The sequence below is a fragment of the Rhodococcus aetherivorans genome (genome assembly GCF_011058165.1).
Classification (GTDB): Bacteria; Actinomycetota; Actinomycetes; order Mycobacteriales; family Mycobacteriaceae; genus Rhodococcus; species Rhodococcus aetherivorans.
Genome location: NZ_JAALEG010000124.1, coordinates 1 through 13,890, shown reverse-complemented (window position 1 = coordinate 13,890; position 13,890 = coordinate 1). Strand labels below are relative to the sequence as shown.

Annotated in this window: 12 protein-coding genes; 5 read left to right on the top strand and 7 right to left on the bottom strand. The window is 71.4% G+C overall.

Annotation, left to right across the window (positions count from 1 at the left end; genetic code table 11):
* Window positions 1-155: 155 nt before the first annotated feature.
* Window positions 156-1,433, bottom strand: coding sequence for an MFS transporter (locus tag G6039_RS28095; protein ID WP_043799126.1), 1,278 nt, complete (start codon window positions 1,431-1,433; stop codon window positions 156-158).
* 122 nt (window positions 1,434-1,555) lie between these two features.
* Between G6039_RS28095 and G6039_RS28090 the strand changes: the two genes are divergently transcribed.
* Window positions 1,556-2,425 (top strand): class II glutamine amidotransferase, encoded by an 870-nt coding sequence (locus G6039_RS28090; protein WP_006934404.1) that lies wholly within the window; start codon window positions 1,556-1,558, stop codon window positions 2,423-2,425.
* Between the two features lie 3 nt (window positions 2,426-2,428).
* On the opposite strand, the gene G6039_RS28085 is transcribed toward G6039_RS28090, so the two are convergent.
* Window positions 2,429-3,355: an NAD-dependent epimerase/dehydratase family protein gene (locus tag G6039_RS28085; protein ID WP_029546779.1), complete on the bottom strand. Its 927-nt coding sequence runs from the start codon at window positions 3,353-3,355 to the stop codon at window positions 2,429-2,431.
* Window positions 3,356-3,484: 129 nt separating this feature from the next.
* Between G6039_RS28085 and G6039_RS28080 the strand changes: the two genes are divergently transcribed.
* Together G6039_RS28080 and G6039_RS28075 are read left to right on the top strand one after the other, a co-directional pair.
* Window positions 3,485-4,180 carry a TetR/AcrR family transcriptional regulator gene (locus G6039_RS28080; RefSeq protein WP_043799129.1) on the top strand — a complete coding sequence of 232 codons (696 nt, stop codon included), beginning with the start codon at window positions 3,485-3,487 and terminating at the stop codon, window positions 4,178-4,180.
* A gap of 55 nt (window positions 4,181-4,235) precedes the next feature.
* Complete coding sequence (locus tag G6039_RS28075; protein ID WP_006934398.1) at window positions 4,236-4,844, top strand: YqgE/AlgH family protein; 609 nt, start codon at window positions 4,236-4,238, stop codon at window positions 4,842-4,844.
* Window positions 4,845-4,856: 12 nt separating this feature from the next.
* Here the strand turns inward: G6039_RS28075 and gad are convergent, their stop codons facing one another.
* A complete protein-coding gene (gene gad / locus G6039_RS28070) occupies window positions 4,857-6,245 on the bottom strand; it encodes a glutamate decarboxylase (protein ID WP_051446039.1) in 1,389 nt (462 codons plus the stop codon).
* A 97-nt stretch (window positions 6,246-6,342) separates the two neighbouring features.
* Window positions 6,343-7,296 carry a hypothetical protein gene (locus G6039_RS28065; RefSeq protein WP_043799131.1) on the bottom strand — a complete coding sequence of 318 codons (954 nt, stop codon included), beginning with the start codon at window positions 7,294-7,296 and terminating at the stop codon, window positions 6,343-6,345.
* A gap of 134 nt (window positions 7,297-7,430) precedes the next feature.
* Between G6039_RS28065 and G6039_RS28060 the strand changes: the two genes are divergently transcribed.
* Window positions 7,431-8,084, top strand: coding sequence for a hemerythrin domain-containing protein (locus tag G6039_RS28060; RefSeq protein WP_006934393.1), 654 nt, complete (start codon window positions 7,431-7,433; stop codon window positions 8,082-8,084).
* 34 nt (window positions 8,085-8,118) lie between these two features.
* Here G6039_RS28060 and G6039_RS28055 read toward each other — a convergent pair whose 3' ends face one another.
* Window positions 8,119-9,264, bottom strand: coding sequence for a response regulator transcription factor (locus tag G6039_RS28055; protein ID WP_006934387.1), 1,146 nt, complete (start codon window positions 9,262-9,264; stop codon window positions 8,119-8,121).
* A 152-nt stretch (window positions 9,265-9,416) separates the two neighbouring features.
* Window positions 9,417-9,821, bottom strand: coding sequence for an SdpI family protein (locus tag G6039_RS28050; RefSeq protein ID WP_006934385.1), 405 nt, complete (start codon window positions 9,819-9,821; stop codon window positions 9,417-9,419).
* Between the two features lie 104 nt (window positions 9,822-9,925).
* Between G6039_RS28050 and leuS the strand changes: the two genes are divergently transcribed.
* On the top strand, window positions 9,926-12,805 hold the full coding sequence (gene leuS / locus G6039_RS28045) for a leucine--tRNA ligase (RefSeq protein ID WP_043799134.1): 2,880 nt from the start codon (window positions 9,926-9,928) through the stop codon (window positions 12,803-12,805).
* Between the two features lie 30 nt (window positions 12,806-12,835).
* Here the strand turns inward: leuS and G6039_RS28040 are convergent, their stop codons facing one another.
* Entirely contained in the window at window positions 12,836-13,651 is an 816-nt protein-coding gene (locus tag G6039_RS28040; RefSeq protein WP_029546772.1) for an alpha/beta hydrolase, read from the bottom strand.
* Between the last annotated feature and the right edge of the window lie 239 nt (window positions 13,652-13,890).

The window sequence follows — 13,890 nt, the reverse complement described above, 5'->3', positions numbered from 1 at the left end:
CCTGGGCGGGCAGCGCGAACAGCGGCAGGATCGACGAGACCAGGGCGAGAACAGCCAGCGGCGTGCGGTGCCTGCGTGCCATCGCGTTCTCCTCCGGATACTCGGGGAAATGCCCCGGAGAACCTAACAAATCCGGCGCCCGAAACCGCGGAGACTCACATGCGGAGCCGCCGGATCGTCGTCGCCGCGACCAGACCGGCGACGTACACCGCCACCCCGGCGAGCGCGAGCGCCGGGCTGCGGCCGTCGGGCGCGACGACCAGGGCGCCCGCGACGATCGCCGCGAGGAACGCCATGTTGAACACGGTGTCCTGCAGGGCGAAGACCTGCCCGCGACGGGCGTCGTCGATCTCGATCTGCATCGCGGCGTCCCCGGTGAGCTTGATGGTCTGACCGACGAGACCCAGTAGGAACGCGGCGACGAGCAGTCCCGTCTCGTCGAACCCGGTGACGAGGACGAGCTGGACGACGCCCGCGCAGATCAGTGCCGTGACGACGGTGCGGGGCCGGCCGAGGCGCGGGATGACGAGCGGGGCGGCGACCGCCGCGACGAGCATCCCGGTGGCGGTGGCGCCCACGGCGACGCCGAACCCGACGAGCCCGCCCGGCAGCGTGGCCCCGTCGGCGTCGCGCAGCACCAGCACCATGATGAGTGTGTCGATGCCGAACACGATGCGGTGCGCACCGATACCGATCATCGCGACCGTGACCCCCGGTGCCTCCCACACCGCCGTGGCACCGGTGTGCAGACCGGCGGCGACGGCCCGGATCGGGTGGCGCAGCACGGCACGGTCGGGACCGAGCGCATGACGGGCGAAGCCGCCGGCGGCGAGCGCGGCGACCACGGAGCCGGAGACGCCGAGCGCCACCGCCACCCCGGAGCCGAAGTCGCCTTCCCCGACGAGGCCGATCGTGGTGACCGCGATGCCCGCCCCGAGGGCAGAGATCCCCGATCCTACCGTCGCGAGCACGGAATTGACCGGTACGAGCCATGATTGGCGCACGACGTGCGGGAGGGACGCCGACACCCCGGCGAGCACGAAGCGACTGACGCCGACGGCGGCGAGCGCGAGCAGCAGCAGCGCGGTGGATCCACCGCCGGTGAGGGGCAGCGCCGACATGGCGAGGATGAGCACGCCGCGCAGGGCATTGGCGGCGAGCAGCACCAGCCGGCGGTCCCAGCGGTCGAGCAGCGCGCCGGCGAACGGCCCGACCACCGAGTAGGGCAGCAGCAACACCGCGAATCCCGCGGCGATCGCGGCGGGATCGGTCTGGCGCTCCGGATTGAACAGGATCGCCCCACCGAGGGCGGCCTGGAACAGTCCGTCCCCGAACTGGCTGGCGAAGCGGACGACCGTCAGCCGCGCCAGTCCCGGCGATCGGCGCAGAGCCGTCGCAGTGGATCGCCACGCCTGCCGTCTCGACTCCCGCACAGTGTCCGACACTATCCGTCCGGTGCGGGGTCGCCCCGCGACGACGGTTCCGCCTCCCCGGCGAGGTTTTCCGGCCTACCCTCGGCGCAACCGGCAACTTCCGGAAGAGGGGACGTCCCGTCATGTGCCGACTGTTCGGGTTGACCGCCGCGCCGCACCGGGTGCACGCCACCTTCTGGCTGCTCGACGCATCGGATTCGCTCGCCCGGCAGAGCCGGCGTGAACCGGACGGCACCGGGCTCGGGACGTTCACCGACGACGGCCGCCCGGTGGTGGAGAAGCAGCCGCTGGCGGCGTACGAGGACCGCGCGTTCGCCACGGAGGCGAAGGAGCGGCGTTCGCAGACGTTCCTCGCACACATCCGGTTCGCCTCGACGGGAGGCCTGGACGTGGGCAACACGCACCCGTTCGAGCAGCGCGGGCGGCTGTTCGCCCACAACGGCGTCCTCGGCGATCTGCCGCGGCTCGAGGCCGAGCTCGGCCCGTACCGCGACCTGGTGACGGGCGAGACGGACTCGGAGCGCTTCTTCGCGCTCGTCACCCGTCGCATCGACGAGCACGGCGGCGACGTCGGCGCGGGGCTGACCGCCGCGGTCCGGTGGGCCGCCGAGAATCTGCCCGTCTACGCGTTGAACGTCGTGCTCACGACCGCGACGCAGTTGTGGGCGCTGCGTTATCCGGACACCCACGACCTGTTCGTCCTCGAGCGTCCCGCCGGCGGCCCGCACGGCGGCCGCCATCTCGAGCATGCCAGCGAGGCCGGCACGGTCCGGGTGCGCTCGGGCCACCTGGCACGGCACCCGGCGGTCGTGGTCGCCAGCGAGCGCATGGACGAGGATCCGGGCTGGTCGGACCTGCGCTGCGGGGAGCTGCTGCACGTCGACGGCGAGCTCCGGGTCACCCGCACCGTCGTCGTCGACGAGCCCCCGCGGCACCCGATCACGCTCGCGGACCTCGACGAGCGGGCGGCCGCCTCCCAGACCGGGAAGTGAGTGTCACCGCTCGCGCCACCATCGCACCGTCGCGGCCGCGGCCTCGGGCAGCGGCGTCGGGCGTAGGCCGAGGAGTTCCTCGCTGTACGCGGAGTCCATGACGAACGGATCGGTGAACTGGTAGAGCATCTCGGTCAGTTCGCGGGCGTCGCGGTTGACCAGCGCGGCGCCGCGCAGCATCCAGGTGGGAATCGTGCCGACCTTCGGAGCCGGCACCTGCGCGGCCGCGGCGAACGCGGCGACGAGGTCGCGCTGCGTGCCGGCCGGACCGGTGGGAGCGTGCAGGACCCGGTTCCACACCGCGGGATTCGCCGCGGCCGCGATCATGGCGGCGGCCAGGTCCGGCACGTACGTGAACGAGTGCGGCACGTCGGGTGAGCCGAGCACGCGGGGGCTGCGCCCGGCCAGGATGGCCGGCACCATCCGCTCGCCCGCGTGGGCGGTGCGGGCGTGGGGGCCGAAGAAGTCGGACGCGACCACGCTCACCGTCGGGGTGGCGCTTTCGGCGCGGCGGTCCAGCAGCCGGGCCCGCACGCCCCGCTTGCCGGTGGTGCTCGCGCGCGGCGAGTCCTCGGTCATGACCCGGTCCGGTTCGCTGTAGGAGTACAGGCTCTCGGGGAAGACCACCACCGCGCCCGTGCGCCCGGCCGCCTCGAGGACCGTGCTCTCCGCCGCCGGCAGTTCGCGCTCCCAGGTGTCGGCGCGGTAGGCCGAGCCGTGGATGCAGTGGTACACGGCACCGGCACCCTCGAGCGCGGGGCCGAGCCGGGCGGGATCGGAGACGTCGACCCGGCGGCGTTCGACGAGCGGGTGCTCGGGGCCGTTGCCGGACCGGGTGAGGACGCGGACGCGGTGGCCCCGGTCGGCGAGTTGTTCGGCGACGGTCCAGCCGACGGGCCCGGCTCCGGTGACGACCTGCAGATTCGACATGGTGGTCAGCTCCTTCGAAATGTGAGCACTGCTCTCTGTCTGACACCACGATGCGCCCCCGGGTGGGCAAAGTCAAGAGCACTGCTCACTGTTGTTGACGGTGCTCGCACATCTGGCAGGGTGAGGGACATGACCGGAACCCCCCGCGCCCGCGCCCGGCAGCAGACGATGGCAGACATCCTGCGGATCGGCCGCGAACACCTCGCCACCCACGGCGCCGCCGCGCTGTCCCTGCGCGCCGTCGCCCGCGACCTCGGCGTCGTCTCCTCGGCGGTGTACCGCTACGTCGCGAGCCGCGACGAACTGCTCACCCTCCTCGTCGTCGACGGCTACACCGAACTCGCCGACACGGTCGACGGCGCGCTCGCCGACGTCGCCGCGGACGCCCACGCCGAGCAGTTCCGGGTGCTCGGCCACGCGGTGCGCGCCTGGGCGCTGCGCGACCCCGCGCGCTATGCCCTGCTGTTCGGCAGCCCGGTCCCCGGCTACCACGCCCCCGCCGAGCGGACCACGGGTCCGGGCACCCGCGTCGTCGTCCGGCTCGTCCGCATCCTCGACGACGCCCACGCCGCCGGCACCCTCCACATCCCCACCACCGTCGCCGTGCCGGACACCCTCACCGCCGACCTGGGCCGGATCCGCGCCGAACTCGGCACCGGCGTTCCCGACGCCGTCATCGCGCGCGGCGTGCTGGTCTGGGCCGCCCTGTTCGGGGCCGTGAACTTCGAGGTCTTCGGCCAGTACGGCACCGACACCTTCACCGACCCCGGGCAGCTGTTCGACCATCACCTCGCGGTGCTCGCCGAGACCGTCGGGCTGTCCTGAACAACTCCCCCGCCTTGCCGCCACGCGCCGTCGGCGACGGTGGGATGATGTCGGGGTGGCGCAGCATCAGGACGAACCCGAGGACCGCACGGCACCGGCGACACCGGCCGTCCGGCCCGGAACCCTGCTCGTGTCGGCCACCGACCTCGTCGAGCCGACCTTCCGGCGAACGGTCGTCTACATCATCGAGCACGGCGACGTGGGCAGCCTCGGCGTGGTGCTCAACCGCACCAGCGACACCGCGGTCCAGGCCGTGCTGCCGCAATGGACGGCGCTGAGCGCCGATCCGAAGGCGCTCTACGTCGGCGGCCCCGTCCGGCGCGACTCGGCCCTGTGCCTGGGCACGCTGCGCGTCGGCGTCTCCGTCGAGGGCGTGCCGGGGGTGCGCCGGATCGACGGGCGGGTGGTCATGATCGACCTCGACTCCGACCCGGCCGTCATCGGCCCGCTCGTGGAAGGCATCCGCATCTTCGCCGGCTACGCCGGGTGGAGCGCCGGTCAGCTCGATGGCGAGCTCCGCAACGACGACTGGATGGTCATCTCCGCCCTCCCCCAGGACATCCTCGGACCGCCGCGAGTCGACCTGTGGGCGCGGGTGCTGCGCCGGCAGCCGCTACCGCTCGCATTGCTGGCCACCCACCCCATCGAGGTCGAACGGAACTGAGCGACCCGGCGGTCAGTGCGCGAAGTGCTGCTCGCTGGAGTGCCGGAGCGGTCCCTCCTTGCGCAACTCGGCGCACACCCGCTCGAGGTCGGCGAACAGCTGCCGCGCGAGGTCGGCGCTGAACCCCTCCCGGACCACGATCCGCAGGACTGCCACGTCCTGGGCGTCGGCCGGCATCGTGTAGGCCGGCACCTGCCAGCCGTGCGTCCGCAGCTCGTGCGAGACGTCGAACACGGTGAAGCCCGGATCCCCGGTGAGCTCGAACGCGATCACCGGGATGGCGGTGCCGTCGGAGATCAGGCGCATCCCCTCGATCCCGGCGATCTGCTCGGCCAGCCGGCTCGCGGTGGACCGTAGCGTCTTCATCACCCGGCGGTACCCGTCGCGGCCGAGCCGCAGGAAGTTGTAGTACTGGCCGACTATCTGGTTCCCGGGCCGGGAGAAGTTCAGGGTGAAGGTCGGCATGTCCCCGCCGAGGTAGTTGACCCGGAAGACCAGGTCCTCGGGCAGATACTCCTTGTCGCGCCACACCACGAACCCGATGCCAGGGTAGGTCAGGCCGTACTTGTGCCCGCTGACGTTGATCGACACCACCCGCGGCACCCGGAAGTCCCACTCCAGTTCCGGATGCAGGAACGGCACGACGAATCCGCCGCTCGCCGCGTCGACGTGCAGCGGCACGTCGGGACCGTCCGCGTCGGCCACGTCGTCGAGCATCCCGGCGATCTCGGCCACCGGTTCGAGCTCACCGGTGTACGTGGTGCCGAGGATCGCGACGACACCGATCGTGTTCTCGTCCAACGCCTCCCGCACCTGCTCGGGGGTGATCACGTAGCGGCCGGGTTCCATCGGCAGGTACCTCGCCTCCACGTCGAAGTAGCGGCAGAACTTCTCCCACACCACCTGAACATTGCTGCCCAGCACCAGATTCGGACGTGAGGTGTCCTCGCCCGCCGCCTGCCGCCGGGCCCGCCAGCGCCACTTGAGCGCCAGGCCCGCGAGCATCACCGCTTCGCTCGAGCCGATCGTGGACACACCCGTCGCGGACGCCGGATCGACGTCGGACAGTCCCGGCGCGTGGAACAGGTCGGCGACCATCGCCACGCAGCGTTCCTCGATCGCCGAGGTCGCCGGGTACTCGTCCTTGTCGATGAGATTCTTGTCGAACGTCTCGGCCATGAGCACATCGGCCTGCGGCTCCATCCACGTGGTGACGAAGGTGGCGAGATTCAGCCGCGAACTGCCGTCGAGCATCAGCTCGTCGTGGATGTACCGGTACGCCTCCCCCGGATCCATCGAGTGCTTCGGCAGCCGCAGCGCCGGAACCGGCTCACTGTCGATGCGCCCGGTGTACGCCGGTTCGAGGACTCCGTCTGGGTGCAACTGCTTCCGATGGCTCACGTCGGCCTCCGTACTCGTCGGCAATCGCTCCCATTAGACCGGATCAGCCGCGTACGCGCGGGCTGTTCGCGTAGCCCGCGTCCTCGGATCGCACCGATCAGCGACGATCGGCGAGGGTGTTGAGCGCGCCGGCCATGCGCTCGGCCTGCGACGCGGTGACGGTGAACTCCTGTCCTCCGGCGACGGTGACCACCAGCGCGGGACCGGTGATCGTGACGAGGCCGTACCGGCCCCGGCCCTTGGCGCGCAGTCCCCACCCGCCCCAGTCCTGGAAGGGACGCACGTGAGCGACCTTCGCGCCGACGATCTCGTCGAGACCGTAGTCCACCGCGGTCATCCCGAGGTTCCGCACCCGCACGCCCGTGTCGTCGACGACGACGCGGAACCGCAGCAGGCTCAGCACGAGCACGGCGACCGGCAGGAAGATCGCCAGCGGCCACCAACTGCGCGCCGCGCCGCACACGAGGACCGCGGGGGCCAGGACCAGCGCCGCGAGCACGAGGGTGGTGCGCGTTCCGGTGCCGACCTGCTCGACGATCGGCAGCTCGACCGGGCCGCGCGGCAGCGCCGGATCGGGGCGGGCGACGGCGGATCGCCGGACCCGGTGGTCCCGCAGCAGCGACGCCCCGAGTATCCCGACGGCGACGCCGAGCGCGACGCCCGCCCCGATGCTCCACATCGGCAGCTGCGCCCGTTCGGCCGGCGCGTCCAGTTGGCCCACGAGCACCGTCGCGCACAGGGTGAACAGCAGGCCGGTCACCCCGAGACCGAGCACCAGCATGTAGCGCCGCATCATCAGCATTGCGGGGGCCAGCGCCGCGATCGCGCTGCAGCCGCCGCCGACCAGCAGGATCACCAGCGCCATCGTCCACGAGAACGACGCCGGGTCCGAGAATCCGTCCGGTGCCGACCCGGACCAGTGCGTGGCGATCCGCGGGGGCAGGCGCGACTCCCACAGTCGCGGCAGCAGCAGCGCCGCCCCGGCGGCGACGAGGGGCAGCCCCAGCCCGAACAGGGCCCCGGCGGGGTCGATCACGCGGCGGGTGGTCACGGGCCCAGCGTAGGGAACGGCGAACCGCCGCCGCCCGCCTCCCGATCTCCCCCGAATGTGGGATTGAGCGCCGCCCTCGCCGGTCGCACGCTCGAAAGCAAGGGTTCGAGCACGACGGGATCGAGGTCGACGACATGACCACCACCAAGTCCACTGCATTGACCGACGACGACATGGACGTGATGACGCTGCTGCACGCCGCGTTCCGCCGCGACGCCACGCGCCTGGCGCACGTGGCCCAGACCTACGGCACCGAGAACGACGAGACGCACGACGCCCTGCTCGTCGGGTGGCGCGGCTTCAGCCGGGAACTGCACCACCATCACCGGATCGAGGACACCCACATCTGGCCGCTGATGCGCCGCAAGCTCGCGGACCGCCCCGACGACCTCGCGGTGCTCGACGACATGGAGGCCGAGCACTCCCTCATCGATCCCACGCTCGCCGCACTGGAGGAGGCGTTCGACGACCGGGAGCACGGCCCGCGGCAGGTGCCGCATCGGATCGACGACCTCGTGGCGCTGCTGCAGTCGCACCTCGCGCACGAGGAGCGCGACGCGTTCCCGCTCATCAAGGAGGTGATCACCGCGCAGGAATGGCAGGCGCTGTCCAAGGCCGCCGTCAAGGAACTGGCCTACAGCGACATCGCGCAGCTGGGTCCGTACGTCGTCGAGGGGGCCACCCCCGAGCAGGCCCGCCGCGTGCTGAGCGAGCTGCCCGTGCCGCTGCGGCTCGTGCACCGGTTCTGGTGGAACCCGCGCTACCGGCGCGTGCGGCGCTGGGAATGAGCTTCGCAGGCCGAGTCGCCGAGGGGCGCGCGGTTCAGCTCTTCGGGGCCGAAGCCGGCTCCGGGAAACGTCGTTCGGTGAAGAAGCCGTCGGGGCCGATGCGCTGACCGAGGCGCGGTGCGTACTCGGTGTGGGCCAGCTTGGCGACGAGACTCGCGCGGCTGTTGACGCCGGTCTTGGCGAACACGGCCTTGAGGTGATCCTGCACCGTGTACGGGCTGATGCCCAGGACACGGGCCATCTCGTGACGGGTCCTGCCGGCGAGAACCTGCGTGAGTACCTCCGACTCGCGCCGGGTCAGCCCGTGCGCTGCCGCGACCAGGCTCACGATCTCCGGGAGTTGCGCCCGCTCCACGGTCATCAGCACGCGCCGTGGCGGGTGCTCGCCGTCGAACCGCCCGACGCGGATCACGACCCACTCACCGTCGAGGGTGCGGGCCCGCAAGACCGCGGAATCCGTCCCGGATCGCCGCAGCCACAGTGCTGCCGACACCGCGGGCGCGGTGGGCACGGGCCTGCCGGGCGGCCCCCAGCCGAGCCGTTCGAAGTACTCGAGTGCGGGGACGGTGATCGACTCGAACTCGTCGTCGGGGCCGACGATCGCGACGGCAGGTCCCTCGGAGCCGGGGTGGGGGGTGCGGGTGCCGTCGCGGAACAGGGTGGTGCGCAACCCCTCCCCGATGTCGGTGAGCACCGTCCCCAGGGTCTCGAGCTCCTCGTCGGCGAACTCCGGGCCGGGCCGCCTGCTCATCGTGCACGCGCCCCAGCAGGCTCCGTCGCGGCCGCGGAAGAGCATGCGTACCTCGTCCTGCATCCCGTAGGGCGCGAGCAGTTCGGCATACTGCCGGCTGCTCCTGACGCGGTTGCCGGTCACCTCGCGGAGCGTCCGGATGGGGACCTCCCGGTGCAGCAGCGAGTCGAACCGGCCCGGTTGGGGGTCCTCGCCGTACTCGAACTCGAGGGCGGACGCATAGGCCCGCGGAACCTCGTATCCGCGGGTCGTCAGTGTGGTCGGGACGAGAGCCGCGGGATCGATGGTGGCCAGACAGACCCCGTCGTACGGCACCCGGGCGCGGATCGCGTCCAGGACCACCTCCCGGAACTCGGCGGAGTCCGTCGCCGCGGCGGCCGCGTCGCGGATCGTCGACTTCAGCCGGGCACCGGCCAGTGCCGGAGTCACCCTGTCAGTATCTCCCCCGGACGCGGGGTTGAGAACCTCTCGACCGGAGGGAACCGCGCTCAGGCGGTCACCCTGCGCCGTGCGCTGCGCTCAGGCGGTCACCCTGCGCCGTGCGCTGCGCTCAGGCGGTCACCCTGCGCCGTGCGCTGCGCTCAGGCGGTCGGCTCGCAGGCGCCGCGCAGGCTGCACGCCCCGCACGACGTGCCGCACCCGGCGGTCTCGGCCGGTGCGCTGGCCGCCGCGACGCGGGCGCCGATGGAGCCGCCCACACCGGCGGTGAAGAAGGCCGCGATCACGGCACCCACGACGGCGATCAGACCCGGGACCGTATCGAGCGCGAGCGCGCCCACGCCGCCGAGGACGAGCAGGCCTGCCGCACCGAGCTGACTGGGGGCGGCGACCTTGTTGGCCAGGGCAAACGTCGTCTCGTCGCGCAGGGCGTCGGCGGTGCGCACGCCCGCCCACCGGTTACGCGGCAGCCGCCCGGTCAGTCCGGCGACGGCGATCCCGCCGACGGCGAGAGCGAGCACGAACAAGACGATGGCGACGATCAGCACCCCTCGAGGATACGTGGGAGGCACAGCCGCTGGTCGGGCCGGGTCGGGCCAGGCTCTACCCTGGTCGGAGGTAAATGACGTCAGCCAAGTAGATAGCGACCACCGTGACTCGTCCTGCGCAGCCCTCCACACCGTCGTCCGACGCCACCCCGCAACACCGATACACCGCCGATCTCGCCGGCCGGATCGAGCGGCGTTGGCAGGATCTGTGGCGTGAGCGCGGCACGTTCAACGCGCCGAACCCGGTCGGCCCGCTCGCCGGCGACGTTCCCGAGGACAAGCTGTTCGTGCAGGACATGTTCCCCTACCCGTCCGGGTCGGGCCTGCACGTGGGTCACCCCCTCGGCTACATCGCCACCGACGTGTACGCCCGGTACCACCGCATGCTGGGCCACAACGTCCTGCACACGCTGGGCTACGACGCGTTCGGGCTGCCGGCCGAGCAGTACGCGGTGCAGACGGGCACGCACCCGCGCACCACGACCGAGGCGAACATCGAGAACATGCAGCGGCAGCTGCGCCGGCTGGGGCTGGGCCACGACGAGCGCCGCTCGGTCGCGACGACGGACGTCGACTTCTACCACTGGACCCAGTGGATCTTCCTGACGATCTACAACGCCTGGTACGACCCGGAGCAGAACAAGGCGCGCCGCATCGACGAGCTCGCCGCCGAGCTCGACGCCGGCACCCGCGCGCTCGCGGACGGACGCGACTGGGCGTCGCTGTCGAAGGCGGAGCGGCTCGCCGCCCTCGACGAGTACCGGCTGGTGTACCGCTCGGACTCCCTCGTCAACTGGTGCCCGGGTCTGGGCACGGTGCTGGCCAACGAGGAGGTCACCGCCGAGGGCCGCTCCGAGCGCGGCAATTTCCCGGTGTTCCGCAAGCACCTGCAGCAGTGGATGATGCGGATCACCGCCTATTCCGACCGCCTCATCGACGACCTCGAGTACCTGGACTGGCCCGAGAAGGTCAAGACCATGCAGCGCAACTGGATCGGGCGCTCGCACGGGGCGCAGGTGACGTTCGCCGTCCGGGGCGAGCCAGGCGCCGGGGAATCCGCCGCCGGCCGTCCGGATGCCACGATCGAGGTGTTCACCACGCGCCCCGACACGCTGTTCGGCGCGACCTACGTCACGCTGGCGCCCGAGCACGCACTCGTCGACGAGATCGTCGCCTCTGCATGGCCGGAGGGTGTCGACGAGCGCTGGACCGGTGGCGCCGCCACCCCGGCCGAGGCAGTCGCCGCCTACCGGGCGTCGATCGCCGCGAAGTCCGATCTCGAGCGGCAGGAGAGCAAGGAGAAGACCGGCGTCTTCCTCGGCGCCTACGCCGTCAACCCGGTGAACGGGCAGTCGCTGCCCGTGTTCATCGCGGACTACGTGCTCACCGGGTACGGCACGGGCGCGATCATGGCCGTGCCCGGCCACGATCAGCGCGACTGGGAGTTCGCCACCGCGTTCGGCCTGCCGATCGTGGAAGTGATTGCGGGCGGCGATATCTCGGAGGAGGCGTACACCGGCGACGGGGCGCTCGTGAACTCCGGCTACCTCAACGGGCTGAGCGTCGCCGACGCGAAGAAGGCGGTCGTCGCGAAGCTCGAGGAGTCGGGTGCGGGCACCGGCACCATCCAGTACAAGCTGCGGGACTGGCTGTTCGCCCGGCAGCGGTACTGGGGAGAGCCGTTCCCCATCGTCTACGACACCGACGGCAACCCGCACGCTCTGCCGGAATCTGCTCTGCCGGTGGAACTTCCGGACGTCGAGGACTATGCGCCGGTGTCGTTCGATCCCGAGGACGCGAGCTCGGAGCCGTCGCCCCCGCTGGCCAAGGCCGACGAGTGGGTGAACGTCGAACTCGACCTCGGCGACGGGCTGCAGCACTACACCCGCGACACCAACGTCATGCCGCAGTGGGCCGGCAGCTCGTGGTACCAGCTTCGCTACATCGACCCGACGAACCCGGACGAGTTCTGCGCCAAGGAGAACGAGGCGTACTGGACCGGTCCGCGCCCGCAGATCCACGGCCCGCACGACCCCGGCGGGGTCGACCTGTACGTCGGCGGTGTCGAGCACGCCGTGCTGCACCTGCTGTACGCGCGGTTCTGGCACAAGGTGCTGTTCGACCTCGGCTACGTCACCTCGTCCGAGCCGTACCGGCGCCTGTTCAACCAGGGCTACATCCAGGCGTACGCGTACACCGATTCGCGCGGCGTGTACGTGCCCGCCGACGAGGTCGAGGAGCGCGACGGGAAGTTCTTCCACCGGGGTGAGGAAGTCCACCGCGAGTACGGGAAGATGGGCAAGTCCCTGAAGAATTCCGTTGGGCCGGACCAGATCTGTGACGACTACGGCGCCGATACGCTGCGTGTGTACGAGATGTCGATGGGCCCGCTGGACCAGTCCCGGCCGTGGGCGACGAAGGACGTCGTCGGGGCGCAGCGGTTCCTGCAGCGGGTGTGGCGGGCCGCGATCGACGAGGAGACCGGCGCGCTGCGGGTCACCGACGCCGAGCCGACCGACGAGACGCTGCGCGCCCTCAACAAGGCGATCGCGGGCGTGTCCGACGACTACGCGGGCCTGCGCGACAACACCGCCATCGCCAAGCTGATCGAGTACACCAACCACCTCACCAAGGCGTACCCGGACGGGGCGCCGCGGACGGCGGTGGAGCCGCTCGTGCTCATGCTGGCCCCGGTGGCCCCGCACCTCGCCGAGGAGCTGTGGTCGCGGCTCGGGCGCACCGAGTCGCTGGCCCACGGTCCGTTCCCGGTGGCGGACGAGAAGTGGCTCGTCGAGGACACGGTCGAGTACCCGATCCAGGTCAACGGCAAGGTGCGCAGCCGTATCACCGTGCCGGCCGACGCGGACCGGGAGGCGATCGAGGCCGCGGCGCTCGCGGACGAGAAGATCGCCGCCCTCCTCGAGGGTGCCGCGCCGCGGAAGGTGATCGTCGTACCGGGCAAGATGGTGAACGTGGTCAAGTAGGCGGCTGCGCCGCCGTGGTGTCCTTTCGGATCACCCCCGATCCGGAAGGACCCCACGCACGAAATCGACGACGTCGTCGAGCACGTCGTCACGGTTGGTCTCGTTGAAGATCTCGTGCCGTGCCCCGGGATACACCTTCGACGTCGACCGTGGTCCGGCAAACGTGGCCCAGCCTTCGCGGCTGCCCGGGAGCGGGACGAGCTGGTCGTCCTCGCCGTGCAGCCACAGGACGGGCACGTCGCCGACGGTGCCTGCCCCGGTGACGGCGTCGAGGCAACGCTGCAGTGCCTCGACGGTGGGCCGCTTGAAGGGGCCGTGCCAGACGAGTGGATCGTCCACGTACGCGCGGCCCACCTCCGGGTTGCGCGACAGCGTCGCGGGGTCGATGGGTGCGTCGGGGATCTCCTCCGCCGCGAGCATCGCCTCGAGGGCGGGCCAGCGGCCCAGCACCGGGCCGGACAGCACCACCGCGGTCAGTTCGGAACCGTAGCGCTGCGCGTAGCGGGCGGCGATCAGCCCGCCCATGGAGTGCCCGACGAGCACCACCGGCAGGCCGGGGTGCTCGCTGCGGGCCTTGACGTCGAGCAGACGGAAGTCGTCCACGACCTTCTCGAAGTCCTCGATCAGGACGCGTTCCCCCTCGCTGAGCCCGTGCCCGGCGTGGTCGACGGCGTAGACCACGGCACCGTCGGCGACCAGTCGGGTGGCCACGTATTCGTAGCGGCCGGCGTGCTCGCCGTAGCCGTGGCACAGCAGCACGACGTACCGCGGGTCGTCGTGGACCCAGCACCGGGCGGACAGCGTGCCGGCGTGCCCGGGCAGGGGGAAAGCGGTGGTGTCGCTCATCGAGGCTCCTCACGATGTGGCCGTCTGCCAGAACAGCCAAGCACTGCCGACGGCTTCGGCGCGGTATTCGCGCCGTCGTCGCCCGGGTGTCGCGTCGTCGTGCGGTGCCGGACCCCTGTGACCGGGTCGGCACCGCACGAGGGAACTCGTCGCCGGCCCGATTCGTCGTATTCTGTGACAGGAAGTCGTCGTCTATTGCAGAGAGAGCCATGAGACGCGCCAAGCGCAAACCTCGAAGA

Coding starts and splice junctions, on each gene's coding strand:
- G6039_RS28090 (WP_006934404.1), top strand. CDS start 1,556: ATGTGCCGACTGTTCGGGTTGACCGCCGCGCCGCACCGGGTGCACGCC.
- G6039_RS28085 (WP_029546779.1), bottom strand. CDS start 3,355: ATGTCGAATCTGCAGGTCGTCACCGGAGCCGGGCCCGTCGGCTGGACC.
- G6039_RS28080 (WP_043799129.1), top strand. CDS start 3,485: ATGACCGGAACCCCCCGCGCCCGCGCCCGGCAGCAGACGATGGCAGAC.
- G6039_RS28060 (WP_006934393.1), top strand. CDS start 7,431: ATGACCACCACCAAGTCCACTGCATTGACCGACGACGACATGGACGTG.
- G6039_RS28040 (WP_029546772.1), bottom strand. CDS start 13,651: ATGAGCGACACCACCGCTTTCCCCCTGCCCGGGCACGCCGGCACGCTG.